Here is a 22,545-nt window from a genome sequence, read left to right as displayed (position 1 = left end):
TTAAGCCTTCTGCTTTGGTCGACAAACAGCGATTGCTACTACAACGATGGCCATGCCAATCAGCTGAATGATGTTGAGCGTCTCTCCGAAAAGGAAATAGCTTTCAACGGCTGCCGCGACAGGTGTCAGGTAGAACAGTGTTGCTGTCGTTGATGCGGCTCCGTGCTGGAGCAGGTACATGAGCAACAGAACAGCACCCACTGACAGCACAATTACCAACCATGCCAATGCGAAGATCAGATCACCAGACCAGGTGATGACCCAGCTTTCAGTCATGGATAGAGGCAGCGTTATGAGCAGTGCACCGAAATACTGGTAGAAGATGCCTGTGACCAGATCCGTGTTTGTTGGCTGACGCTTTTGCCATGTGGTGCCGAAGGCGATGCCAAGGGTTGCCACAAAGGCAGCTGTCACAGTCCAAAGAGGGATCTGCGCAACGCCACTTCCCATCTTGGGTAAGATCACCAGTACAATGCCGACAAATCCGGCTGCAAGGCCGATCCATTGGCGTGGCGTCACATCTTCCTTCAGCAGGAAATAGGCGAGAGTGCCGGTGATGAAGGGCTGCAGACCGGTGATAAGAGCAGTTACGCCTGCTGGCATACCGTTGTCGATAGCCCAAAATACTCCAGCGAGATAGATGCCATGTACCAGCATGCCGGTAACGACAGCGTGGAGGACCTGCTTACCCGTTAGTGCAAAGCTTCTGCCAGATAACCAGACAATCATGCCCATCAACGGCAGGACGAGCAGAAAGCGGAGACTCAAGAACGCGAAAGGTTCTGAATAGGGCGCTCCGAGGCGGGCACCGATGAAGCCGGTGGACCAGAGCAAAACGAAAATAATGGGAACTAGTTTGGTAAGCGAGAGCAATGGTGTGTCTTATTTTTATGCGTCTTTAGCACATGACGCTGGGTGGGGTTAGCAACAAAATCATTTGTGCGATGCATTATTTGTAATCTTTAAACGATTTGAACTTATACCTGTGAGGAATAATTAAAAATACTATTAGTAATTTTATCGGTCTAGGGGTCTCCGATGCGAGTAAATTGGACGCGGGCTATTTCTTCTACGGGGAATAAAGTTTTCTCGTTAACTCGAAATGTAAGTATTCGGTTTCGGGCAATTGCTCTTGGTATTCTGACACTTATCGGATTTGGTGGTGTTGGCTTTGTTTATCTTTGGAGCCAGCAGCAAACGGAGGCTGCCTTTCTGCAGTCGAAAGAATACACCGAACTTGCTGAGCTGAGCCAGACGATTGCAATTACCGCAGGTGTGCTGCAATCGACACAAAAAGATTATGAAAATGTGCCGAGCGACAGCCTGAAAAGTCGATTCGACACGTTGGTTGGTGAAGCGCAGACTGAGTTGCAGGAACTGAGTACTCTTCCGGTTGCCATGGATTACTTCCTCGAAATTTCCGATGCGCGGGATACCGTTGATGCAATCAGTGGTGCCTTTGAGATGTTGCACGGCTATCAGTCCACGCTTGGATATGATGCTGACCGTGGTTTGCAGAAAGAATTGTCAGCCACGCTTTCTCAGGCAGAAGCCGCCGTTAAGCAAAAGCATAGACGCAGCAAAGACCCTAATACGCTGAAGCTGATGCATACGTTTAGTGACCTGTCGCGGGCGCAGCTGGATTATGCGTTGACCGGCAGTCAAAACTCCCTCGGCGCGTTTGAAGTGGCCTTCTCCCGTTATGAACGCACCATTCCTCGAGCGCAGATTGACCCGGCTGTTGCTGAGAAGGTTAAAACCAATATGGTGGCCTATCAGAAAGCATTTGAGGCTTACTCAAAGGCCTATGATAAGCGAGCAACAAGTTCTGAGTTGCTTGCGAACCTGTTTGACCTTTTGCCACCACGTCTGGATGACTTGAAGAGCGCTGCTGTGCAGGGCGCAAATGATGCGCAGGCACGTCTGACAGCGACAACTCAGCAAACCAATCTTTATCTGGGCATTGCAGTTGGTGGCATTGCGCTGACCCTCTTCATCCTTGGTTCGCTGCTGATTTTCGGTATTTTGCGTAATCTGAATGCACTGCGTAATGCTATGGCGTTGCTTGCTAAGAATGATTTGTCAGCCGTTATTCCTCTCAATAAAGGCGGTAGGGAAATCTCCGCCATGGCGCAGACGCTGCAGGTGTTCCGCGACAATATTGAGGAGCGGCGCAAGCTGCAGGATCATCAAGATAATGAAAATGCTGAGAAACAGGCCCGTGCCGAGCAAGTCGATAATCTCATTGTTGGCTTCGAGCAAACCGTTGCTGAAGCGCTAAGTAGTCTGCACAGCGCTGCGGATGGGCTTGGTGAGGCGTCTAATGATGTGGGCTCTGCTGCGGACAACGTATCGAAAGAAGCCGTATCTGCAGGTCGTGCCGTTGAGAGTGCTGCTGAGAATGTCTCCAGTGCATCTGCCGCAACTGAAGAGCTGGCCATGTCTATCAACGAGATTGCTGGACAGGCTGAGCAATCAACGAGCGTTGCAGACCGTGCGGTTGAAGGTTCCAAGGCAACTGCAGAAACCATGAATCTGTTAAGTGATGCCGCAAACCGTATCGGTGAAGCTGTTGGGCTCATTCGTGATATTGCGAACCAGACCAACCTGCTTGCTTTGAACGCGACCATTGAAGCGGCCCGTGCAGGTGAGCACGGCAAAGGCTTTGCTGTAGTGGCGTCTGAAGTGAAGATGCTGGCAAACCAGACTTCTCAGGCAACCGAAGAAATTGCACAACAGGTTGGTTCCATTCAGGAGGCCTCAGCGGAAGCGGTTGGTGCTATTGGTGATGTGAGTGATGTTATTCACGAAATGAGCCAGATCGCAGCGGCTGTTGCGGCATCTGTTGAGCAGCAGAACGCAGCTATTCAGTCGATTACTGAGAATGTGGCGAATGCGACGCAGAGCTCTCAGGAAGGGGCAAGTGCAATGCAGATGGTTGAAAATGCGTCCAGCAATGCACGTAGCACTGGCGGGACAGTGTCTGATCTTGCCGATGCGCTTTCTCGTCAGGCGGATCACATCAACAATACTGTTGGTGCATTCCTTGAAAAAGTGCGTGCTGCCTAACGCACTTTTCAGAGATACGACCTTAAGATCTTCACAAATTTTCATTTTAAATGTGGCGCTTGCTCTGGTTTTTGCCAGAACTAAGCGCCACATTGCTTTTGCGGTACGGGTTTGTTGAGCAAAGCAGACAGCACGGATCTGTTGTGGTGTTTTTCTGCGGCTAATACGGGTTTTGAGAATGATAAATAAGATTGTTGTGGTGGGTGCTGGACAAGCAGGTGTGCAGGCCGCGCAAACTCTTCGGCAAAAGGGATATGAAGGTGAGCTTGTGATGCTTGGAAACGAGCCTCAGCCGCCTTATCAACGCCCGCCGCTCTCCAAGAAATTTCTGAGTGGGGATGTCGAGCCGGATGCGCTGTTTATTCGTCCTGAAGCGTTTTATGAGGCCAACAACATCGATCTGAAAGTCAATGCGCATGTCGAAAGCATTGATCTGGAAAAGAAGAGTGTCACGCTGGCAAGCGGTGAAGAGCTGAGCTGGGACAAGTTGCTGCTTGCAACCGGAACCCGCGCTCGCGACCTGCCATTGCCGGGTGCTGAGCTGGAAGGCGTCGTGACGCTTCGCTCTATTGGTGATGTTGAGCTCATCAAGCAACTCTTTGTACCGGGTAAGAAACTGGTTGTTATCGGTGGTGGTTATATCGGTCTGGAGGTGACGGCTGTTGCAAAAAGCATGGGGCTTGATGTTGTTGTGCTGGAAGCGCAGGAACGCCTGCTGAAACGTGTGGTTTCGCCTGACATCTCATCGTTCTTCCATGGTTTGCATTCCGGCAACGGCGCCGAACTTTTTTGCGGAACCGGAGTGACTAGCATTGAAGGGACTGACGGCAAGGTTTCTTCCGTGAAACTTGCTGATGGCAGTGAGATTTCGTGTGATTTGGTGCTTTCTGCTGTTGGCGCCGTGCCGAATGCGGAGCTTGCTGAAGCAGCTGGTCTGGATGTGGATGACGGTATTCTGGTTGATGGAGCGGGACAGACCTCTCACGAGGATGTTTATGCCTGTGGTGATTGTGTTCGCTTCTTCTCAGAGCGCTATGGTCGCAGCATTCGTCTGGAGAGCGTTCAGAATGCGATTGATCAGGCCAAGGCAGTTGCTGTTGCATTGACTGATCCAGACCATGATCACAGTCATGATTATGATCCTCTGCCGTGGTTCTGGTCTGACCAGCATCATATCAAACTGCAGATTGCCGGTTTGTCTAATGGATACGATGAGGCTGTGCTTGTTGGGAATATAAGTTCCGACAGCTTCTATGTCGCGTATCTGGAAAAAGGCAAGCTGATTGCAGTTGATAGCATCAACCATCCGCGCTCTCACATGATGGCGCGTCGGGTGATTGGGCAGGAGTGGAAAGACGGACTGCTTCCACCTGCTTAATCCAGTGATTTTAAAAGCGTGCCAGAGAGATCACCGGCACGCTCTTTTTGTCAAAGCCCAGCACTAAGGTGGGATGTTGGCTTTAACGGGTGTTCTCCAGAATTAGCCGGATCACTTCCTGCGGGATCTCCATGTGAACCATGTGGCCGACACGATCGAAAACGTGGCAGGCGATTGGTCCTGGCAGTTTATGGCATTGGCGGGTTGGCAAGATCTTGTCCTGCGTGCCCCAGACCACCTTGATTGGCATTGGCAGTTCGTCGAGTTTACCAGTTGGCAGTACGCCCTGACTTTCACCTTCCAAGATAAGGCCTGATACAGCTTTGAGTGCTTCGGCCGCACCCGGAGTGGAACGCTGCATGGCCACATAGTCTGCCAATTTCTTCGGAAGCTCGAAGTCAAGGCCGACAAACTGTTCCAGCAGCACTTGTTGTTCTGCTTCTGTTTGGCCAACTGCGTATCGGCGTAGAAGCTTTGCGTTGATCTCTGGGCCAAATCCGCCCGGAGCAAGCAAAGTGAGGCTTGCAATGCGTTCTGGGCTGCGCATGGCGATCAGTGTTGCAATTGCACCGCCCATGCTGTGGCCGACCAAATGTACGCGGTCGAGCTTCAGCGCATCGAGAGACTTCACGACGGCTTTTGCTGAGCCCACTGCGTTGCATGGTTCAAAGTCGGCCAGTGCCCGCCCGTGAGCCGGAAGGTCAAACGCGATTGTGCGGCGTTTGTTTTCTAACTGGACTTGAATGTTGCGCCATGTGCTGGCGTCGCCACCAAAACCATGGATGAAAATAATTGGTTCTGCACTTTCAGGGCCAAAGGCGGTGAAAGGCAGGCAGGTTACATCTTGGATACTATCGATATTCATATAAGGCCTCCCATTGGGCGTATTATATGCCCCTTTCATTCAGAGGTTTACCTGTGACTTTGGCTAAGGCAGGATTTTTTTATCAGCTGATGAACCGATAGAATTGGGCGGAAATATCGCTCGGCATGAGAAAAATTGAAAAAAGTGAAACAAATGACCCGCGGAAGTGAGGTTTTGCTTGGATATCGATTATCAGATGTTGATAATCAGTCTCAATTTGAAACATATGGAAACTCAGAGGGCCGAGAATTTTTTTTGGTAGAGTTTGTTCTTTCTCGGTGCTGATTTATTTTTAAAATTCGACAGGTCCCGCAGGGTCAGGGGCTATCGCCAATTTCAGGGGGTGACGATGCGAGGACATCTTCGCAAGGGAATATTTGCTGTCATTTGTACGTTGGTTAGCTTTGTGTTTGTAGCACCAGCAAGCGCGGGCAAGCTGTGGAATCCAGACACACGCCAATGGGACATCTTCCCGGATTCTCCTGCCATGGCATCCAACTCAGCTCGCCGTAAGTTCAAGCGCAAGCTGATCACGTACCGCACTAATGAGAAGCCAGGTACCATTATCATTGATACCGAAAAGCGCTATCTCTACCACGTGCAGGAAAGTGGCAAAGCGATGCGTTATGGCATCGGCGTTGGCCGTGAAGGTTTTGAGTGGAATGGTACCGAGCGTATCACCCGCAAAGCAAAATGGCCGGGTTGGACACCACCGGAAGAAATGCGCCGTCGCGAAGCGAAAAAAGGCCGTACTCTTCCACGTTACATGAAGGGTGGTCCAGACAACCCATTGGGTGCTCGTGCGCTGTATCTGGGTGCTACCATCTACCGTATCCACGGTACCACTGAGGACTGGAGTATCGGTCGCGCTGTTTCCTCCGGTTGTATCCGCATGTTCAATGAAGATGTTTCCTATCTTTATGACAATGTGGATATCGGTGCCAAGGTTGTCGTGAACTAAGTCACGAATGACACGCGAAGCGAATTGAACCCGGGGCAACCCGGGTTTTTTGTTGGGCAGATGGGTGTGGCTCAGTGGTAGCCATCTGAGACTGGTCGGCAGCATCCTTTGAGTGTTACAGGTTTTTGCCCCAGCTGTGTGATGGTGGCGACAGCTTCGCCCCAAACAAAGGAATCCAGTGGTGTGAAGGTGCATTGCTTTTCGGAGATGGTCATTTGTAGATCGATGCTTTCATTGCCCGCCTGAAGCAAGGTTGCGTTCTTGTCTTTCTCGGCCTTCACCGACTGGAATGGGACGCGGTGAAGCAAGCCGATGATGTTCGAATAAGTTACGACATCAGAGTTCCACTCAATGCTCCAAGAAGGCTCAGTTCCTCCGCAGACGCCAAGCACTGGAAGATCTGTCCCGGTGAATGGTACGGGTACGGCGGTTCTCAGCTTTTTGGCTTCTACCCAACCTTCGATCTCTCCGAGGCTGACATGTTGCCAGCGTAGGTCGTCAACCTGCTTTTGCTCGCCGTTAGAGTTGAGGATGGTATCTCCAGGCAGCTGAACAATAATGGCTGCTTCGTCTGATGGGGCATCATAGATGGAGAGCAGGACGCCAAGACTCTGGTCTACCTGACTGTAATAGCCTGGTTTCACTTCGGAGGATTGGCTGGTCGTTGGTTGTTCAGAGGCCGCATCTGAGACTGGTGCCTGGTCTTGTTGCGGAGAAGGGGGCGTTTCTGACTGTGCTGCAGTTGGTCGTGAGAGTACTCCCATCAACATACCACTCACTAACATCAATGTTAGAAACCTGTGAAATGCATTCCCCAAGATATCTGAGGCCATCTTTTGCTCCTGAGACGCGGAGGTTGAGAACCCCGCTACCACACGTTTTTTGTTTTCTCAGGATTGTAGCGGAGTATCGCCTAGAAAATATTAAGCTGTAAGGCTATGGTATTTATTGTTATTTTTAATTCAGCTAGTTGTTTGTGCTCAGGAGAGCCAGACACAAGGCTCTGAAAGGGTATCTAGATCACAGGTTGTCTGATGATTGTTTTTCTCTTTTCCGGTGCTGTTCGTGTCGCATCATCAAGGTAGATCTCATGATGGTGTCCGTTTGGTTTCAGGCCATTTTCCGGCAGGAATTCCTGATAGAGTTTTGCGCTGATGTTGCGTAGGTCTTCATAAGGGCCCTTGTGAAGGATCTGGACTGAGCGACCTTCTGTCATAATTTCTCTGCGCAGCGTTGCGGGTTTCTCTCCAAGCCGCCCGACTGCAGTTTCTACGCCTTGAGCGAAAAGGGCGTCATCGGTCCAATGAGGCAGAACGATCATCAAACGCCATTTCAACTTGTCTCTATTACCGGTGATGAGGTCATTCATATCGTCGGCCCACCACAGGCATTCCAGAGGTGGTTCCGCAAAGCGTTTTCCCATCCGCTTCTTCGCATCACGTTTGATGGGATAGATCACGGTGAAAAGCCATTTGATTGCTTGAGCGAAGGATGCCCCTTCAGGGTTCCCGCTGCCATCGATCACAGCGAACTGCATATCAGGAACATCGACAAACGAAAAATGGTCGCTTGGCGGGCGGTATAGGTCATACAGTCTGTCTCTGAAATCGGTCGTGGTCATCGTTGTGTCCTCATGTGTTCCATGGTTTGCAGGTCATGTAATCCAGAGTTTTCTGCAGCCAGTCTGCCTCTGACTTGAGTTGAGCGATGGAGTAATCAAAGAGGGCTTCGACGTGATCAGGTAAAGGCTGCTGGTCTAATTGGATGCCTTCAATTCGGATGAGTTCTATTTGGATTGCTTTGCTACGCTGACTTAAGGCATCTAGGGCCTGTTCTCGTTGCAGTGCTGGCCAGTGGACCATGCCCATGAGTAGCGATGAATATGTTGGGCGAACTGTAGTGATGGCTGAGAGCGTCTGTGTAACGAGTGCTTCTTGACCAGCCTCGGTCATGAGGAAGCTCTTCTTAGCTTTGGCTCCAGTGGGCTTCTCTGAGGTGACGAGGCCTTTCTTCTCAAGCTTACCCAATACGAAGTAAATGGAAGAGAAGCCGATTTGCGTCCACTCGCGCATGCCGCGCTGCTCGATGACCTGTTCCAGCTCATAGCCATGGCGGGGCATCTCGGAGACAAGGCCGAGGACGAGGAGTTCGCTGTCAGTGAGGCTCTCAGACATGCTATTCTAACATTAGAATAAGATTGTATTCTAGTACTAGAATGATGGTGTTGAATCGTCAATATCTGGCTTTTCGGAGGGCTATGTGCGGAGTGAGGCTAATGCTTGCGTGTTACCATAACCAACATGTTGTCGCGCAGGCTCACATGTTGTCGGTAGAGTAGGAGGCAGCGACAGTTAAACTCGCTTTCGCGCTTTTGGAAGTACTCGGCATAGCGATGAATGTCGTGGCGGTTCACATCCTCGATCATGTAGACGCCGTGGTTTGCAAGCAGGTCTTTGACGTTCTCGAAGAAGACAATCCCCGCCTCATAATGATGCAGACCATCATCAATGATCAGGTCGTAGGGCTCTGGCTGTGCGTTGCTTTTGAAGCTTGCGATACTTTCCGGGTTGGTCTGATCGACCTGATAGGTCTGAATGCGTGTATCGGAAAACAGGCATTTCTCGTCGATATCTAGGCCCGTAATTTCTGCGTGAGGGAAATAGTCTCTCCAGACACGAAGGGAGGCTCCCGGTTTGCCTTCCTTGCCCATGTTGGAGAGGCAGCTGGTGTCGTTGGTGCCGATGCCACATTCCAGCACGTTTGTGATCTTGTCGCGGCAATGATCGAAAATCATGCTGTAAAAATCGGTGTAGGTGTGAGGCTCCCAGTTGAACTGGGTGGTTTCCGGGCAGTTGGTGCCTTTGTCACTGCCGTACACGTCGCAGAGTTGAGCCAGATAGCTGTTTCTTGCAGGTGCGTAGAACGCTTCGATACGCTGGCCGAGATGCTCTTCGACGGATGCTCGTGTTCTTTCCAGTTTGGTTTTTGGGGTGAGCTGTCGAAGGACCTTGTTAAAATCGAGCGTGCTTGAAGTGTTCATGTTTTGCCGCTTCTTACAAATTGGAGCTGAAAGAAGCGTAGATTAGCATTCTCAGGCTTTGGGAATACTCCCGCCTTTCTGGTGCAGATTTCCTTGGTGTGAAGGGGGAAGCTAACCTGTAATAAAAAAGGGCCGCCGAAGCAGCCCTTTCTTGAACTTGATTAATGTCGGATCAGACAAGTGCGCCGTGGCAATGCTTGTACTTTTTGCCAGATCCACATGGACAAGGCTCATTACGACCTACACGGCCCCATGTTTCAGGGTCATCGGATTCACGACCGTCTGGTGCAGATGCTGCACGTGCTTCAGCCAGTTGGCGGTCTGCTTCCATCATCTCGTCTTCACCAGTCAAAGGATTGGTGTGATGAGCTTCCATGTGGGAAGGCATCTGTGGTGTTTCTGGAGCCTGTTGCTGAACCAACTCAACCATCATCAGCTGTGATGTGGTTGTCTGGCGCAGAGTGCTCAGCATGTTTTCAAAGAGAGTAAAGGACTCTGTTTTGTATTCCTGAAGTGGATCACGCTGTGCGTAACCGCGCAGACCAACTGCGGAGCGCAGGTGATCAAGGTTTGCCAGATGCTCACGCCACAAGTTGTCGATGGTTTGCAGGAGAACTGCGCGCTCGATCTGACGCATAACGTCAGGACCGTAGTTTGCAGCCTTACCCGCCATCACTTGGTTGGCTTCCTTCTTCAGGCGCGCGGTGACTTCTTCGTCTGCAATGCCTTCCTCGTTTGCCCATTCAATAATTGGCAGGTCGAGGTTCAGCTTAGTGCGTGCTTCTTCCTGAAGGCCTTCAGTGTCCCACTGCTCAGGGTAAGCGCGTTCTGGAATGTGTGCTGCGACGAGGTCTTCAACGAACTCTTCGCGCATTTCTGCCACAGCTTCCTGAGTGACTTCAGGGTCCATCATTTCGAGGCGCTGATCGAAGACCACTTTACGTTGGTCGTTCATCACGTCATCGAACTTCAGCAGGTTTTTACGAATGTCGAAGTTGCGAGCTTCCACTTTCTGCTGTGCTTTTTCCAGCGCCTTGTTGATCCAAGGGTGAACGATTGCTTCGCCATCCTGCAAACCAAGCTTCTGAAGCATGGAGTCCATACGCTCAGAGCCAAAGATGCGCATCAGATCATCCTGCAGAGACAAGAAGAACTTGGAGTGTCCAGGGTCACCCTGACGACCAGAACGACCGCGCAGCTGGTTATCAATGCGGCGGCTTTCGTGACGTTCGGTTGCTACAACGTAGAGGCCGCCAGCCTGAAGTGCTTTTTGCTTGAGCGCTTCAACTTCTTTTTTGATGGCGTCTTCTTTTGCAGTGCGTTCAGCACCCTCTGGCATGTCACCCAGTTCGTTTGCGATACGCATTTCAACGTTACCACCGAGCTGGATGTCCGTACCACGACCTGCCATGTTGGTTGCAATGGTCACAGCGCCCGGCACACCTGCCTGTGCGATGATGCTCGCTTCCTGTTCATGGTAACGCGCGTTCAGAACTGCAAAGACCTTCTGATTGCCAGCAGACTTTGCGTAATCAGCCAATGCTTTTGGATCTGAAACGTCGATCTGCTTGTAATCGTGCTTCATCAGCAGATCTGCAAGCAACTCAGATTTCTCAATGGAGGTGGTGCCAACAAGAACAGGCTGACCACGCCCATGACAGTCATCAACCAGTTCCATGATCGCGTTGTATTTTTCGGCAACGGTGCGGTAAACCTCATCGTCATCATCGATACGCAGCACAGGAACGTTGGTTGGAATGTCAACAACATCCAGACTGTAGATGTCCATGAATTCTTCCGCTTCGGTCATTGCTGTACCGGTCATACCGGCCAGTTTGTCGTACATGCGGAAGTAGTTCTGGAATGTGATGGATGCGAGTGTCTGGTTCTCTGGCTGGATTGCAGCTTTTTCTTTTGCTTCCAGTGCCTGGTGCAGACCTTCTGAGAAGCGACGACCAGGCATCATACGGCCAGTGAATTCATCAATGATCACAACTTCATCGTCACGGACAATATAATCTTTGTCACGCTGGAAAAGTTTGTGAGCCTTCAGGCCTTGCTGCAAATGGTGAACTGCTGTGACGTTTTCCACATCATAAAGCGAATCGCCTTTGAGGAGTCCAGCTTCAGACAAGAGTTGCTCTAGCTTCTCGTTACCTGCTTCAGTGAAGGTTGCGGAGCGAGCTTTCTCGTCAATCTCAAAATCTTCATCAACGAGATGAGGAATGAAGGCATCGATTGCATTGTAGAAATCGGTGCGGTCTTCCAGAGGGCCGGAGATGATGAGAGGTGTACGTGCTTCATCAACAAGGATGGAGTCGACCTCATCCACGATCGCAAAATGGTGCGGACGCTGCACCATGGACTCGCGATCATACTTCATGTTGTCACGAAGATAATCGAAGCCGAACTCGTTGTTCGTTCCATATGTGACGTCTGCTGCATAAGCGGCTTTGCGCTCTTCATCAGAAATACCATGGACAATCAGGCCAGTTGTCAGCCCGAGGAAGCGGTAGATCTGACCCATCCACTCAACGTCACGAGAGGCGAGGTAGTCGTTCACTGTTACGACGTGAACACCCTTACCAGTCAAGGCGTTAAGGTATACTGGAGCAGTTGCCACAAGGGTTTTACCCTCACCGGTACGCATCTCAGTAATTTCACCAGCATGGAGAACCATGCCGCCGATAAGCTGCACATCGTACTGACGAAGGCCAAGAACACGGCGAGAGGCTTCACGGACAACAGCAAAAGCAGGAGCGAGAAGATCGTCCAGCTTTGCTCCGTTCGCAAGCTGCTCACGGAACTCGTCCGTTTTGGCTCTTAGCTGATCATCCGTCAGAGCTTCCATTTCTGGCTCTAAAGCATTGATATCATCTACTTTAGGCTTGAGTGTCTTGATCCGACGGTCGTTAGCAGAACCAAATATTTTTCGAGCGAGTGCGCCGAGCCCCACCATGTGGCGGTCCTTCCTCTTTTGGGCGCGCCGGTTGTTTCACGTCGCGGCCGGGCCCTAAAAAACTTCACATTCGTGATCTATCCAGTCAAAACTCTGTGGTTCTGACATGAGTCACAGCATATTAAGCACCTGCGCGTAAAAAGCAGGCGACAGAGAGATAAGAGTGGGCTCTAAGGTTGTCAACGGCAGTTGCCGTCGCAACATAAAGCTTTGTTGTTTTGCAACTCTTTTTAAACTCTCCATAAACAGGAAAGAAAGAGATCTTATGCTTCGTAAATTTACAGGGATCCTTGGTAACTCCGTTGCAGTTGCCGCACTGGCCGTTAGTCTGAATGTTGCTCAGGCGCAGGATGCAGACACTGCACCTGATCTGGACAAGCCAGTTGCCAAGGTCGGAAGCAGCGTTATTACAGAAGCAGATCTTGCTTATGCAGCTCAGGATTACGCGCAGCAATTGCAGCGTGTTCCACCAACCGAATGGCGCAAGGTTTTGACCGATGTGCTGGTTGAGATGAACCTGCTTGCAGAAGCTGGCGCAGAAGAAAAACTTGCAGAAACTGATGATTTTAAACGCTTAATGGCATTTGAGCGCACGCGCGCGCTGCGCAATGCGTATTTCCAGAAGTACATTCAGAGCGCTATTACCGAAGACGAAGTTAAGGCTGCTTATGAGGCTGAGTATGCCAACTATCAGGGTGCTCCAGAGATTAATGCAGCGCACATCCTTGTAGAAAAAGAAGATGAAGCAAAGGACATCATCAAGCAGCTTGAAGGTGGTGCGGACTTTGCTGAGCTTGCAAAGGAAAAGTCCACTGGTCCTTCCGGCCCTAACGGTGGTGACCTTGGTTTCTTCGGAAAAGGCCAGATGGTTCCTGAGTTCGAAACAGCTGCTTTTGCTTTGAAAGCGGGTGAGTTCACAAAAGAGCCTGTGCAAACACAGTTCGGTTACCACGTTATTCTGAACAAGGAAGCACGTACACAGTCTGCTCCAGCCTTTGAAACAGCTGAAGGTCAGATCCGCCAGGAGCTGGTTCTGACGAAATTCCGTGAGGTGCTTGAAGAGCTGAAAGCCAAGAACACTGTGGAAATCATCGGTGCGGATGCTGATGAGCCAAAAGCTGAAGAAAGCAAATAATAGGCCTGTGCTTACTAGCTCTGCTGATTATTGAAATAAAACATCTTGTTTTTGTAGCCCCGGATGGCTTAGGCCTTCCGGGGCTACTTTTTTGCTGTAAAGGCACTGTTTTCTTCGGGAGGTTTTCATGTCCGCGACCATTTCTCCGCTCGCACCCACGTCCTATCCTGACCTTCCGGAGGTTAGAGGTGTTCGACTGGCGACAGCTGCTGCCGGTTTGAAGTATGAAGGACGTACCGATGTTCTTCTTGCTGTGTTTGACGAGCCTGCGCAGATTGCGGGCGTGTTCACGACATCTAAATGCACGAGTGCTCCGGTTGACTGGTGCAAGCAGAACCTTTCCAAGGGCGTTGCGCGGGCGATCATGGTCAATTCCGGGAATGCGAATGCGTTTACGGGCAAGAAGGGGCTCGCATCTGTTGAGCTTTCTGCGGACATTCTTTCAAAAGCCTCCGGGTTTGCTGCTGATGAGCTGTATCTGGCGTCCACTGGTGTGATTGGTGAGCCGCTGCCGGCTGAGAAGTTTGCTGGTGTGGCGGATGGTCTGGTGGCTGATGCTGTTGCCAACAAGTGGATGGACGCGGCTAAGGCGATCATGACCACGGACACTTACCCTAAGATGAGCACTCGTCGCGTGAAGCTGGGTGATGCGACTGTTACGTTGAACGGTATTGCTAAAGGCGCCGGTATGATTGCGCCTGATATGGCAACTATGCTTGGCTTCCTGTTCACTGACGCTCCGATTAAAGCGTCTGCTTTGCAGAGCTCGCTTTCTGAGTGTGTGGGCGGTTCCTTTAACTCTATTACGGTTGATAGTGATACCTCCACCTCTGATACTGTGCTGTTGGCAGCTACTGGTTCTGCCGGGGGTGACTGGATTGAAGATGCTGCGGATCCACGCCTTGTGGAGTTCCGTGAGGCTCTCTCCAGCATGATGCTTGAGCTGGCTCAGATGATCGTTCGTGATGGGGAAGGTGCGACCAAGTTTGTTGAAGTGCGGGTGGAAGGTGCGGAGAGTGCAACTTCTGCAAAGCGGATCGCTATGGCGATTGCAAACTCTCCTTTGATGAAAACTGCATTTGCTGGTGAAGATGCGAACTGGGGCCGTGTCGTGATGGCTGTTGGCAAGGCGGGTGAGCCTGCTGACCGTGATAAGCTGGCAATCTGGTTTGGCGACATTCGTGTTGCGGTTGAAGGAGAGCGTGACCCAGACTACAGCGAAGAAGAAGCGTCTGCTGTCATGAAAGAAGACGAGATCATCCTGAAGGTTGATCTTGGTATTGGAAATGGCGGTGCGACTGTCTGGACATGTGATCTCACCAAGGAATATGTGGCAATCAATGGTGACTACAGAAGCTAAGCGGGTTCAACCTCGCCAACCGAACTGCGATTTGGAAACAGTCTTGAAGCTGGAGCAGGCAAATCTGAACTGCTTTCCCAGCCTCATGGCGCATCATGACGGGAGCTGGATCTCCCGTCTCTCACCAGGTGGTAGTGCACGTCGCAACAACTCTCTGAACTTCTATGATGCCCAGGATGGTGATGAAGCTGAGAGCCGTCTGGATGCTGCGCGCGCGCGCTTCAAGCGACTTGAGACGCCATTCCATGTTCGCTGGACGCCTTTGGTTCCAACAGAAGTGGATCAAGTGCTGACTTCTCAGAATTATGCTCGCGTTGTTGAAACTCTGGTGCTGTCACGATCCATCTGGGGGCTTGGCGATACTGAGGTGCCTGCAGGGTACAAGCTTGCCGAGGTTTCATTAGGTGAGTGGATTTCTAATTACGCGCAAGTTTCGGGCGCTAAGCGTGGAGAGCCTTTGAGCGAAACCGTGCAGGCACTTCATGATGTGCTTTCCAGAGTGACTGTTGAATTGATTGGGTTGGTGCTGGAAACCGAAGACGGTGTTCCTGCAGCTGTTCTGCTTGGTGTGGTGGATGGCGATCTACTCGGCATCTTTAGTGTGAAGACGGCTGAAGCGTTTCGTCGTCAGGGGCTGGCTTACGCTTTGATGTGCGAAGTACAGAGTCTTGGGGCTAAGCGCGGTGCGGAAACTGCCTGGTTGCAAGTGGTGGCAGATAATACTGCTGCTGTAGAGCTCTACGATTCCCTCGGGTATCGAGAAGCCTATGCTTATCACTATTGCAAAGATGCCCAGCCTTAAGAAAAACAGTAAAATTTCACTCGGGACCTTTGGTATGGTTTCCAAAAGGTTTTCAGAGTGGTCCTTTGTGAAACGGGAAAATAAATGAAAATTGTGATGGTTGCGGCGTGTGCCTTGATTGATGCTGATAACCGCATTCTGCTTGCTCAGCGCCCTGAGGGCAAATCAATGGCGGGTTTCTGGGAGTTTCCGGGTGGGAAGATCGAAGCCGGTGAGACACCAGAGGACTGTTTGATCCGTGAATTATCTGAGGAACTGGAAATTACAGTTAAAAAAGAGTGCCTTGCTCCCCTAAGTTTCGCGAGCCACACTTACGAAGATTTTCATCTGCTGATGCCACTTTACGTTTGTAGGCGCTGGTCGGGCACACCTCACGGGGCAGAGGGGCAAAACCTGAAATGGGTACGGGCAGTGCGTTTACGTGATTATGAAATGCCACCAGCAGATGAGCCGTTGATCCCGCATCTAATCGACCTTGTGTCTTATTAGCGGGAGATCACGGAGAACAAGAGGCAGTAATGGCGTTGAATGAGAAAGCGTATCACAATCAAAAGTGTGGATTTACGATTGCTCATATGACCGAAGACGAGCGCGGAGCCGCTGCAGTTGAATACGCCATTCTTGCTGGTTTGATTGTTCTTGCTATTGTTGCAGCTGCTACAGCAATTGGGGCAACGATTTCTGATAATTTCCAATTTTTGGCTGACACAATCGCTTCGGTAGTTTCCAACTAATCAGGACTTTATCTCTTTTGTACCAAGAGCTTCGGCCAGGCTGTGCTTTGCAGAGCCGGGCTTTAGTGGTTTCTGCTGAGATTCATGCGGTGCCCAGCCAGACAGGGATGCGAAGGTGAAGGTTGCACGGATACGACCATCTGCATCTGAGTAATCCCGCGCATAGATCTCTGCCGCTTTCATGAAGACCTTCTTGCTTGTCGGTGTCTTCAAGCGTTCTTTGAGTGGGTTGGTTGCGCCCATTGCTCGCAGGTCTCTGATCAAATCAAACATGGTGTCGTATCTGACGGTTAGCCGATCTATGTCGGTTACTGGGAGTGCGAAGCCTGCGCGTTGGAGGAGGCTGCCCAGATCTCTTGTGTCTGCAAATGGGATGACGCGTGGCGATACGCCTTCACTTACTTCCATTTCGGCGCGCATCAGACAATCACGTAGTTCAGCGAGCGTGTCAGTCCCTAATAACAGGCCGAGAAAAAGACCATCTGGTTTCAAGGCGCGTTTAATTTGGACGAGTGTTCCTGGAAGATCGTCGAGCATCTGCAAGTTAAGTGAAGACACAATCAGGTCCAAGCTTTCCGGTGCGAAAGGCAGGACTGCATCATCCAAAATCAAATCAGGCTCAGACAGATTTGGGTCTGCATCGAACAGATCAGCTCGCAGCAAGTGTTTGATTTTTCCTGATGCTTTCAGTGCTTCAAAAATGTGCCCGGTGTGACCGCCGAGATCAACTCCGCAATTAAACTCTCTGCTGATGAACTCCAGACGATCTTGTAAATCTGCGGCAGCCGCTTTCATCAAGAAATCAGCGCCTTCTTGCGCTCTCTTCAATGCTGTCATGCGACGTTGTGCAATGAGTTTACGATCGAAGAGAGTGTGTTCGCTCATGAGGGCGCCTTTGGCCAGATTGTGCTGCGTGTGCACTATTGGAAATTATAACCCCATTGAACATGGAGTGATGTTCGACGGAGGCTTTGTTAGCTTATTTCTTCTGCAGGTATATACGGTGAGCACAGATGAGCGACAAGTTTTCTTCTCTGGAGTGGTTGCCTGATGCAGTGGATAGAGCTGAGCAACCTCTCAAACCCAGCTTACGCAATATTAAGGTGGCCTCTCACTTACGGCGGGGGTTACACTTTGTTCTGGATGCTCTGTTTCCTCATAGTTGCCCGATTTGCACCGATTTGGTTCAGGGTGAAGGTGGTTTGTGTCTTTCTTGTTGGCAGACACTGGAATTGATTTCGCCTCCTTATTGTGAGCGGCTTGGTGTGCCGTTGCATTATGAGTTGGGACCGAACGCCTGGAGTGCTACTGCTCTTGTTAATCCACCTGATTATGATCGAGCCCGGGCCGCAGCCCTCTATAATGGGCCCGCACGAGAATTGGTGAAGCGGTTCAAATTTTATGGAGAGATACGGTTATCGAAGTTTCTTGCCAGGTGTATGCTCAATGCAGCGGCAGAACTTGTCGAAGCTGAGAGCTTTCTTGTTCCGGTTCCCCTCCATAGTTCGCGATTGCGAGAGCGTACCTATAATCAATCCGCCTTGCTGGTGAAGGACGTTGGTCGTCATTTGTCGGGACAGGTGCTTCTTGACGGTTTAGTTCGAACAAGGCGCACCAACCAGCAAGTTGGGCTCAAACGAGGGGCAAGGACAGCCAATGTAAAAGGTGCCTTTGCAATTGCCGATCATTTTCTGCCAAAGGTATCTGGTGCTCATGTGGTGCTGGTTGATGATGTATTGACGACTGGGGCAACCGTTGAAGAATGTGCTCGGGTTTTGAAAGCTGCAGGTGCGGAACAGGTTGATGTACTTGTTTTTGCTCTGGTCGATCCTGAAAATATGTCTGATGATAGTGATTGAGAGTTGTTGAAAGGCTGTTTCAGCCTATGCGATATAACGAAGTGATCAACTTGAGTTGAGGTGGTCTTGCGGTTTACTTGGTCGTGAGCCATATAAACTTCAGTTTTGATGGCTGAATTTCTATTGGCCTTCGCTGTGTATCCAAAGGACAAGAATATGGCTCAAGTTACTATCTACACCCGTGATATGTGCGGCTTCTGTGCTCGTGCAAAAAGACTTCTTGATGAGAAGGGTGTTGATTATAAAGAATTTAACTACAGCGAAGATCCAACGATCCGTAAGGAAATGATTGCCAAAGCAAATGGTGCAAACACATTCCCGCAGATCTTTATCGGATCTGAGCATATTGGCGGTTGTGATGACCTGTTTGCATTGGAGCGTCGCGGACACCTCGATGGTCTGCTGAGTGTTGGTCTTTAAAGAAGCTTAGGAAGCGTATTGCAAACTACGCTTTGAAAGTGAGAGTTGATGACAAGTTTTGTGGCTGCATGTGTCCAGATGAGAACGGGACGTAACCCGTTCCAAAATCTTGATGTCTGTGAGGCGTTGATAAGAGAAGCTGCTGCTGAAGGCGCGGTTTATGTGCAAACGCCTGAGATGACCAATGTGCTGGAACGTAGCCGCAAAGCGCAACTTGCTGCCTCCAGTTTCGAAAGTGATGATCCATTTTTGAAACAACTGAGCTCGCTTGCTGATGAATTGAATATCTGGATCCATATTGGATCTCTGGCAATTCGGCTTGAAGATGACAAGCTGGCCAACCGCGGCTTTATGATTTCTCCTGAAGGCGAGATCACCGCTCGTTATGATAAAATCCATATGTTCGATGTGGATCTGCCAAACGGAGAAAGCTGGCGTGAGTCTGAAAGCTACAGCGCAGGCAATGTGTCTCCGGTTGTTGATCTAGGTGTGGCCAAGCTTGGTATGGCGATTTGCTATGATATTCGTCAGCCCGCTCTTTTCCGCGAGCAATCCAAGGCTGGAGCGCAGGTTTTGACTGGTCCGGCTGCTTTCACCAAGCAAACTGGTGAAGCGCACTGGCATGTGCTGCAACGTGCGCGCGCGATTGAGAATGGTGCCTTTGTGGTGACGGCTGCACAAGGTGGAACACATGAAGATGATCGCCAGACCTATGGTCATAGCTTAATGATTGACCCTTGGGGCAAAGTGATTGCAGAGCTTGATCATGATGAACCGGGCGTTTTGCTGGGTGAACTTGAAATGGCAAAAGTGGATGAAGCGCGTCGACGTATTCCTGCTATCGAAAATGCACGTGAGTTTTCCGTTGCGACTGTTTCCCTCAATGGGGAGATGGTTAGTTGATTAACTACTCACTTGCCTGCGACGATGGGCATGAATTTGACGGATGGTTCCGGAATTCTGGCGATTACGACAAGCAAAAAGAGTTGGGGCTGGTCACGTGCCCGTTTTGTGATAGTGCATCAATCCATAAACGCTTGATGGCGCCGAATGTTTCTACTTCGAGAAGCCAGAAAAAGGCGCAGGTCGAACATCAGGTTTCAAAAGCTGTTGCTGCCGCGCAGGCTAAAGCTACAGAAAAGGCCGCGAGTGAACAGAAGGTAGGTGGTGGAGCTGCCCCAGCGAGTTCTGATCAGCCTGTTGCTACGGCAACCCCAGCTGTTGATCTGCAAAAGGTTCCTGAGAAAGCCAAGGAACTGGTGGAGGCACTGCGAGAGTTCCGCAAGCAGGTTGTGACCAACTCAGAATATGTTGGCGATAAGTTTGCCGAGGAAGCACGCAAGATCCACTACGGCGAAACCGAAGAGCGCGGTATCTATGGAGAAACTACTCCCGACGATGCGCAGGAGCTTTTGGAAGAGGGTATTGAACTGATGCCGCTTCCGGTGTTGCCAGAAGACCGCAACTGAATTTTCCATGCTGCCGTGGCAGTAAAACGAAAGGCGCCTCGTTTAGCAGGGCGCCTTTTTTATTCTGTGGCTCAATCAGGCTGACACGTCTTTTCTACCCGGGGCTCGGGGGGAAGACGGTTTATCCGCGCTCTTTGTCCGACTGCGTGTGCTTGCTGATTTGCGAGGCACTCTGCGGCGAGGTTTAGCCGGTACTTTTGTTGGAGCGGCCTGTGCCATTGCTTTCAGATCATCAATGCTCGTCAAAGCTTCTGATGTTGCCTTCTGCGTTTTGGAAACCGTGCCCTTCATTGTGGAGGACATCTGGTTCATCTGGCGGGCGCCTTCCTGACGGCAATCTTCAAAAGCTTCCTGCATGAAGTCGCTGGCAAGTTTTGAGAACTCAATGCCAGTTGGACAATCCCAGATCTCCTGAACGAAATCCGTGTTGGCTTTCATGCGCTTGTTAAAGAAGGACATGTTTGCGTGCATGATTGCCTGATAGTTCTCAAGCATGGACTTGTTGTTGGAAATTGCGTGCTCCAACGCTGTGTTGGAAAGTTGGTCTCCACCCTGCGCCCAAAACCAGCCTTGCCAAGGCAGTCCATCTGTCGCAACGGTCCAGCGGTCCATTGCTTCCTTCATTTCTTTGTCGATGTTTAACATCGTGTCTCCTCCGGACTTTGATCAAGTTCTCGGGCGGCGATCTAGGTCTTGAGACAATATCTTTCGAGCGATCAGGGAAGTTGGAAGAAGCTCGTTTGCCGGTAACTTACGCCGCGTACACCCTCCTGTTTATAGGCGCTAATATTGGCAAAATGATATTCTGGATTCTAAGGGATTTCAGCGGCTTTTTTCTGAAGAACTAGTTAAATTTGCAGGCGTAGCTACACATCCAACCAGTCTTGAATGAGTTCGCTGGTATGGACCGGGTGTTCCAGTGTAGACAGATGACCGCAATCCGGGATGATGTGTAGCTTGCTGTTTGGTATTGCGTCATGCATTTCGCGGCATCTATCCAGCGGAAGCAAACTGTCTTCTTCGCCTGCAACGATCATCGTCGGGCACTGAATTGCCGGGAGGTCTGCTCTTTGATCTCGGCGGTTGATGATAGCGTTTTGCTGCTTCAGGAAATTATCAGTACCAATGTCAGCAGCCATATCGAATACCACTTGTCGAAGCGCTGTGTCGTCGTGGCGGGCAGGGTGGACGAGTTGAGGGTACTGCATGGAGGCGATTTTGTGGAAGCCTCCCTTCCTCGCAATCTCCATCTGCGTATGGCGAAGTTGCGTCTGGGAGGCAGTGTCGTCTCTGGCGTTGGTGTTTATGAGCGCAAGACGGCTGATACGTTCAGGCGCCAGTCGAATCACCTCCAGAGCGACGTAACCACCCATGGACATGCCGAGGAGAGCGAATTTTTCTGGGGTGTGATCCAGCAGTCTTTGTGCCATGGCCTCTATGGAGTCCATGGCGCAGGTTTCGGCAATGATGATTGGGCGCTCTTTCAGAGAATTAATCTGAGGGCCAAACAAAGTGCCGGTGCTGGTGAGGCCGGGAATGAAAACGACAGTTTCGGCAGGTGCTGTTTCTGGTATTTTCATTCTCCTTAGTCATTGGATGCCAGCTGTTACTCTGGCTTCTGAGCTATTACCATGTAGTTTACATCCAGATCGGTTGTTCTGGACCAACTGTCTGTCAATGGATTGAAGCTCACACCGCAGCGCTCGTAAATGTTCATGCCAGATTCATTGAGGGGTGCTTCCAGTTCTTCCGGGCGAACCAGCTTCTCATATTGGTGGGTGCCTTTTGGCAACCAGCGAAGAACGCGTTCTGCTGCGACAATCGCGAGGGCATAGGCTTTCAGAGTTCTGTTGATAGTTGCAACGAACATCATTCCACCAGGACGCACAAGATCTGCACAGGAGTTCATGAACAGTGGAACATCTGCAACATGTTCCACGACTTCCATGTTGAGCACGATGTCGAACTGCTCCCCAGCTTCCACCAGAGATTCAGCAGTTTGCGCACGGTAGTCGATATCAAGGCCGGATTGCTGTGCATGAAGTGTGGCTACTTTGATGTTGGTTTCAGAGGCATCTGCTCCAACAACGGTTGCGCCCATGCGAGCCATTGGCTCAGCGAGTAGGCCACCGCCGCAGCCGATATCTAAAATCCGTAGACCTTCTAATGCCTTAGGGGATGTTTCATCCCGACCAAAATGGTCACAAGCGTATTCTTTGATATAGGAGATGCGAACTGGGCTGAATTTGTGGAGAGGGCGAAATTTTCCAGTCGGATCCCACCATTCCGATGCAATTGATGAGAAATGCGCAACTTCCGCCGGGTCGATTGTGGTTTGTGCCGGGTTTTTGGCGGCGTTGCTTGGTTTTTGCGCGGTGCTCATAGCTCAACTCTCCACTTTCATACCGGTACTGGTGGGTCTAATCGCGGTTTTTGTCAAGCCGCTGGTTGCGATAGAAGGGCGCTAGTTGTATGGATTAGCGCCGTTTGTAGT

Annotated in this window: 23 protein-coding genes and 1 pseudogene; 13 read left to right on the top strand and 11 right to left on the bottom strand. The window is 50.7% G+C overall.

Features of this window, described 5'->3' with window-relative positions; genetic code table 11:
• Positions 1-873, bottom strand: coding sequence for a DMT family transporter (locus BM231_RS00165; protein ID WP_208859950.1), 873 nt, complete (start codon positions 871-873; stop codon positions 1-3).
• A gap of 165 nt (positions 874-1,038) precedes the next feature.
• Between BM231_RS00165 and BM231_RS00160 the strand changes: the two genes are divergently transcribed.
• Entirely contained in the window at positions 1,039-3,069 is a 2,031-nt protein-coding gene (locus tag BM231_RS00160; RefSeq protein ID WP_093515864.1) for a methyl-accepting chemotaxis protein, read from the top strand.
• Positions 3,070-3,247: 178 nt separating this feature from the next.
• Entirely contained in the window at positions 3,248-4,447 is a 1,200-nt protein-coding gene (locus tag BM231_RS00155) for an NAD(P)/FAD-dependent oxidoreductase (protein ID WP_093515862.1), read from the top strand.
• A gap of 82 nt (positions 4,448-4,529) precedes the next feature.
• On the opposite strand, the gene BM231_RS00150 is transcribed toward BM231_RS00155, so the two are convergent.
• A complete protein-coding gene (locus BM231_RS00150; protein WP_093515860.1) occupies positions 4,530-5,312 on the bottom strand; it encodes an alpha/beta fold hydrolase in 783 nt (260 codons plus the stop codon).
• Positions 5,313-5,661: 349 nt separating this feature from the next.
• On the opposite strand from BM231_RS00150, the gene BM231_RS00145 reads away from it, so the two are divergent.
• Entirely contained in the window at positions 5,662-6,273 is a 612-nt protein-coding gene (locus BM231_RS00145; protein ID WP_093515858.1) for a L,D-transpeptidase, read from the top strand.
• Positions 6,274-6,344: 71 nt separating this feature from the next.
• Here the strand turns inward: BM231_RS00145 and BM231_RS00140 are convergent, their stop codons facing one another.
• The 5 genes from BM231_RS00140 to secA all read right to left on the bottom strand — a co-directional run bounded on the left by BM231_RS00140 (position 6,345) and on the right by secA (position 12,272).
• Positions 6,345-7,106: an SH3 domain-containing protein gene (locus BM231_RS00140; protein WP_093515856.1), complete on the bottom strand. Its 762-nt coding sequence runs from the start codon at positions 7,104-7,106 to the stop codon at positions 6,345-6,347.
• Positions 7,107-7,288: 182 nt separating this feature from the next.
• A complete protein-coding gene (locus BM231_RS00135; protein ID WP_093515854.1) occupies positions 7,289-7,894 on the bottom strand; it encodes a GyrI-like domain-containing protein in 606 nt (201 codons plus the stop codon).
• 10 nt (positions 7,895-7,904) lie between these two features.
• On the bottom strand, positions 7,905-8,447 hold the full coding sequence (locus BM231_RS00130) for a PadR family transcriptional regulator (RefSeq protein ID WP_093515852.1): 543 nt from the start codon (positions 8,445-8,447) through the stop codon (positions 7,905-7,907).
• A 98-nt stretch (positions 8,448-8,545) separates the two neighbouring features.
• A complete protein-coding gene (locus BM231_RS00125; protein ID WP_208859949.1) occupies positions 8,546-9,313 on the bottom strand; it encodes a class I SAM-dependent methyltransferase in 768 nt (255 codons plus the stop codon).
• 172 nt (positions 9,314-9,485) lie between these two features.
• Positions 9,486-12,272, bottom strand: coding sequence for a preprotein translocase subunit SecA (gene secA, locus BM231_RS00120; protein WP_093515850.1), 2,787 nt, complete (start codon positions 12,270-12,272; stop codon positions 9,486-9,488).
• 265 nt (positions 12,273-12,537) lie between these two features.
• Here secA and BM231_RS00115 point away from each other — a divergent pair, with 265 nt between their 5' ends.
• From BM231_RS00115 to BM231_RS00095, 5 genes are all read left to right on the top strand, one after another.
• Positions 12,538-13,407 carry a peptidylprolyl isomerase gene (locus BM231_RS00115; RefSeq protein WP_093515848.1) on the top strand — a complete coding sequence of 290 codons (870 nt, stop codon included), beginning with the start codon at positions 12,538-12,540 and terminating at the stop codon, positions 13,405-13,407.
• Between the two features lie 127 nt (positions 13,408-13,534).
• Positions 13,535-14,767 carry a bifunctional glutamate N-acetyltransferase/amino-acid acetyltransferase ArgJ gene (gene argJ, locus BM231_RS00110; RefSeq protein ID WP_093515846.1) on the top strand — a complete coding sequence of 411 codons (1,233 nt, stop codon included), beginning with the start codon at positions 13,535-13,537 and terminating at the stop codon, positions 14,765-14,767.
• Positions 14,748-15,569, top strand: coding sequence for a GNAT family N-acetyltransferase (locus tag BM231_RS00105; RefSeq protein ID WP_093515844.1), 822 nt, complete (start codon positions 14,748-14,750; stop codon positions 15,567-15,569). Before argJ ends, BM231_RS00105 begins: the two co-directional genes overlap by 20 nt.
• 84 nt (positions 15,570-15,653) lie before the next feature.
• On the top strand, positions 15,654-16,058 hold the full coding sequence (gene mutT / locus BM231_RS00100) for an 8-oxo-dGTP diphosphatase MutT (RefSeq protein ID WP_093515842.1): 405 nt from the start codon (positions 15,654-15,656) through the stop codon (positions 16,056-16,058).
• A gap of 29 nt (positions 16,059-16,087) precedes the next feature.
• On the top strand, positions 16,088-16,303 hold the full coding sequence (locus tag BM231_RS00095) for a Flp family type IVb pilin (RefSeq protein ID WP_244527126.1): 216 nt from the start codon (positions 16,088-16,090) through the stop codon (positions 16,301-16,303).
• On the opposite strand, the gene BM231_RS00090 is transcribed toward BM231_RS00095, so the two are convergent.
• A complete protein-coding gene (locus tag BM231_RS00090) occupies positions 16,304-17,188 on the bottom strand; it encodes a methyltransferase domain-containing protein (protein ID WP_093516941.1) in 885 nt (294 codons plus the stop codon).
• 128 nt (positions 17,189-17,316) lie between these two features.
• Here BM231_RS00090 and BM231_RS27315 point away from each other — a divergent pair.
• From BM231_RS27315 to BM231_RS00070, 5 genes and pseudogenes are all read left to right on the top strand, one after another.
• Positions 17,317-17,574: pseudogene (locus tag BM231_RS27315) on the top strand (double zinc ribbon domain-containing protein); the annotation flags it as partial.
• Positions 17,575-17,742: 168 nt separating this feature from the next.
• Positions 17,743-18,162, top strand: a complete 420-nt coding sequence (locus BM231_RS27105) for a ComF family protein (RefSeq protein WP_208859948.1) — start codon at positions 17,743-17,745, stop codon at positions 18,160-18,162.
• Between the two features lie 156 nt (positions 18,163-18,318).
• Positions 18,319-18,582 carry a glutaredoxin 3 gene (gene grxC / locus BM231_RS00080; protein ID WP_057463560.1) on the top strand — a complete coding sequence of 88 codons (264 nt, stop codon included), beginning with the start codon at positions 18,319-18,321 and terminating at the stop codon, positions 18,580-18,582.
• A 48-nt stretch (positions 18,583-18,630) separates the two neighbouring features.
• Complete coding sequence (locus BM231_RS00075; RefSeq protein WP_093515838.1) at positions 18,631-19,485, top strand: carbon-nitrogen hydrolase family protein; 855 nt, start codon at positions 18,631-18,633, stop codon at positions 19,483-19,485.
• Positions 19,482-20,051, top strand: coding sequence for a DUF1178 family protein (locus tag BM231_RS00070; RefSeq protein ID WP_093515836.1), 570 nt, complete (start codon positions 19,482-19,484; stop codon positions 20,049-20,051). Before BM231_RS00075 ends, BM231_RS00070 begins: the two co-directional genes overlap by 4 nt.
• A gap of 75 nt (positions 20,052-20,126) precedes the next feature.
• Here BM231_RS00070 and BM231_RS00065 read toward each other — a convergent pair whose 3' ends face one another.
• The 3 genes from BM231_RS00065 to ubiG all read right to left on the bottom strand — a co-directional run bounded on the left by BM231_RS00065 (position 20,127) and on the right by ubiG (position 22,434).
• Positions 20,127-20,696 carry a phasin family protein gene (locus tag BM231_RS00065; protein ID WP_093515834.1) on the bottom strand — a complete coding sequence of 190 codons (570 nt, stop codon included), beginning with the start codon at positions 20,694-20,696 and terminating at the stop codon, positions 20,127-20,129.
• A gap of 221 nt (positions 20,697-20,917) precedes the next feature.
• On the bottom strand, positions 20,918-21,631 hold the full coding sequence (locus BM231_RS00055) for an alpha/beta fold hydrolase (protein ID WP_093515832.1): 714 nt from the start codon (positions 21,629-21,631) through the stop codon (positions 20,918-20,920).
• A gap of 26 nt (positions 21,632-21,657) precedes the next feature.
• Positions 21,658-22,434: a bifunctional 2-polyprenyl-6-hydroxyphenol methylase/3-demethylubiquinol 3-O-methyltransferase UbiG gene (gene ubiG, locus BM231_RS00050; RefSeq protein WP_093515830.1), complete on the bottom strand. Its 777-nt coding sequence runs from the start codon at positions 22,432-22,434 to the stop codon at positions 21,658-21,660.
• Between the last annotated feature and the right edge of the window lie 111 nt (positions 22,435-22,545).

It is taken from the genome of Pseudovibrio ascidiaceicola (genome assembly GCF_900114245.1).
Classification (GTDB): Bacteria; Pseudomonadota; Alphaproteobacteria; order Rhizobiales; family Stappiaceae; genus Pseudovibrio; species Pseudovibrio ascidiaceicola.
The sequence above is the reverse complement of the archived record's forward strand: the minus strand, read 5'-3'. Positions and strand labels throughout refer to the sequence as shown.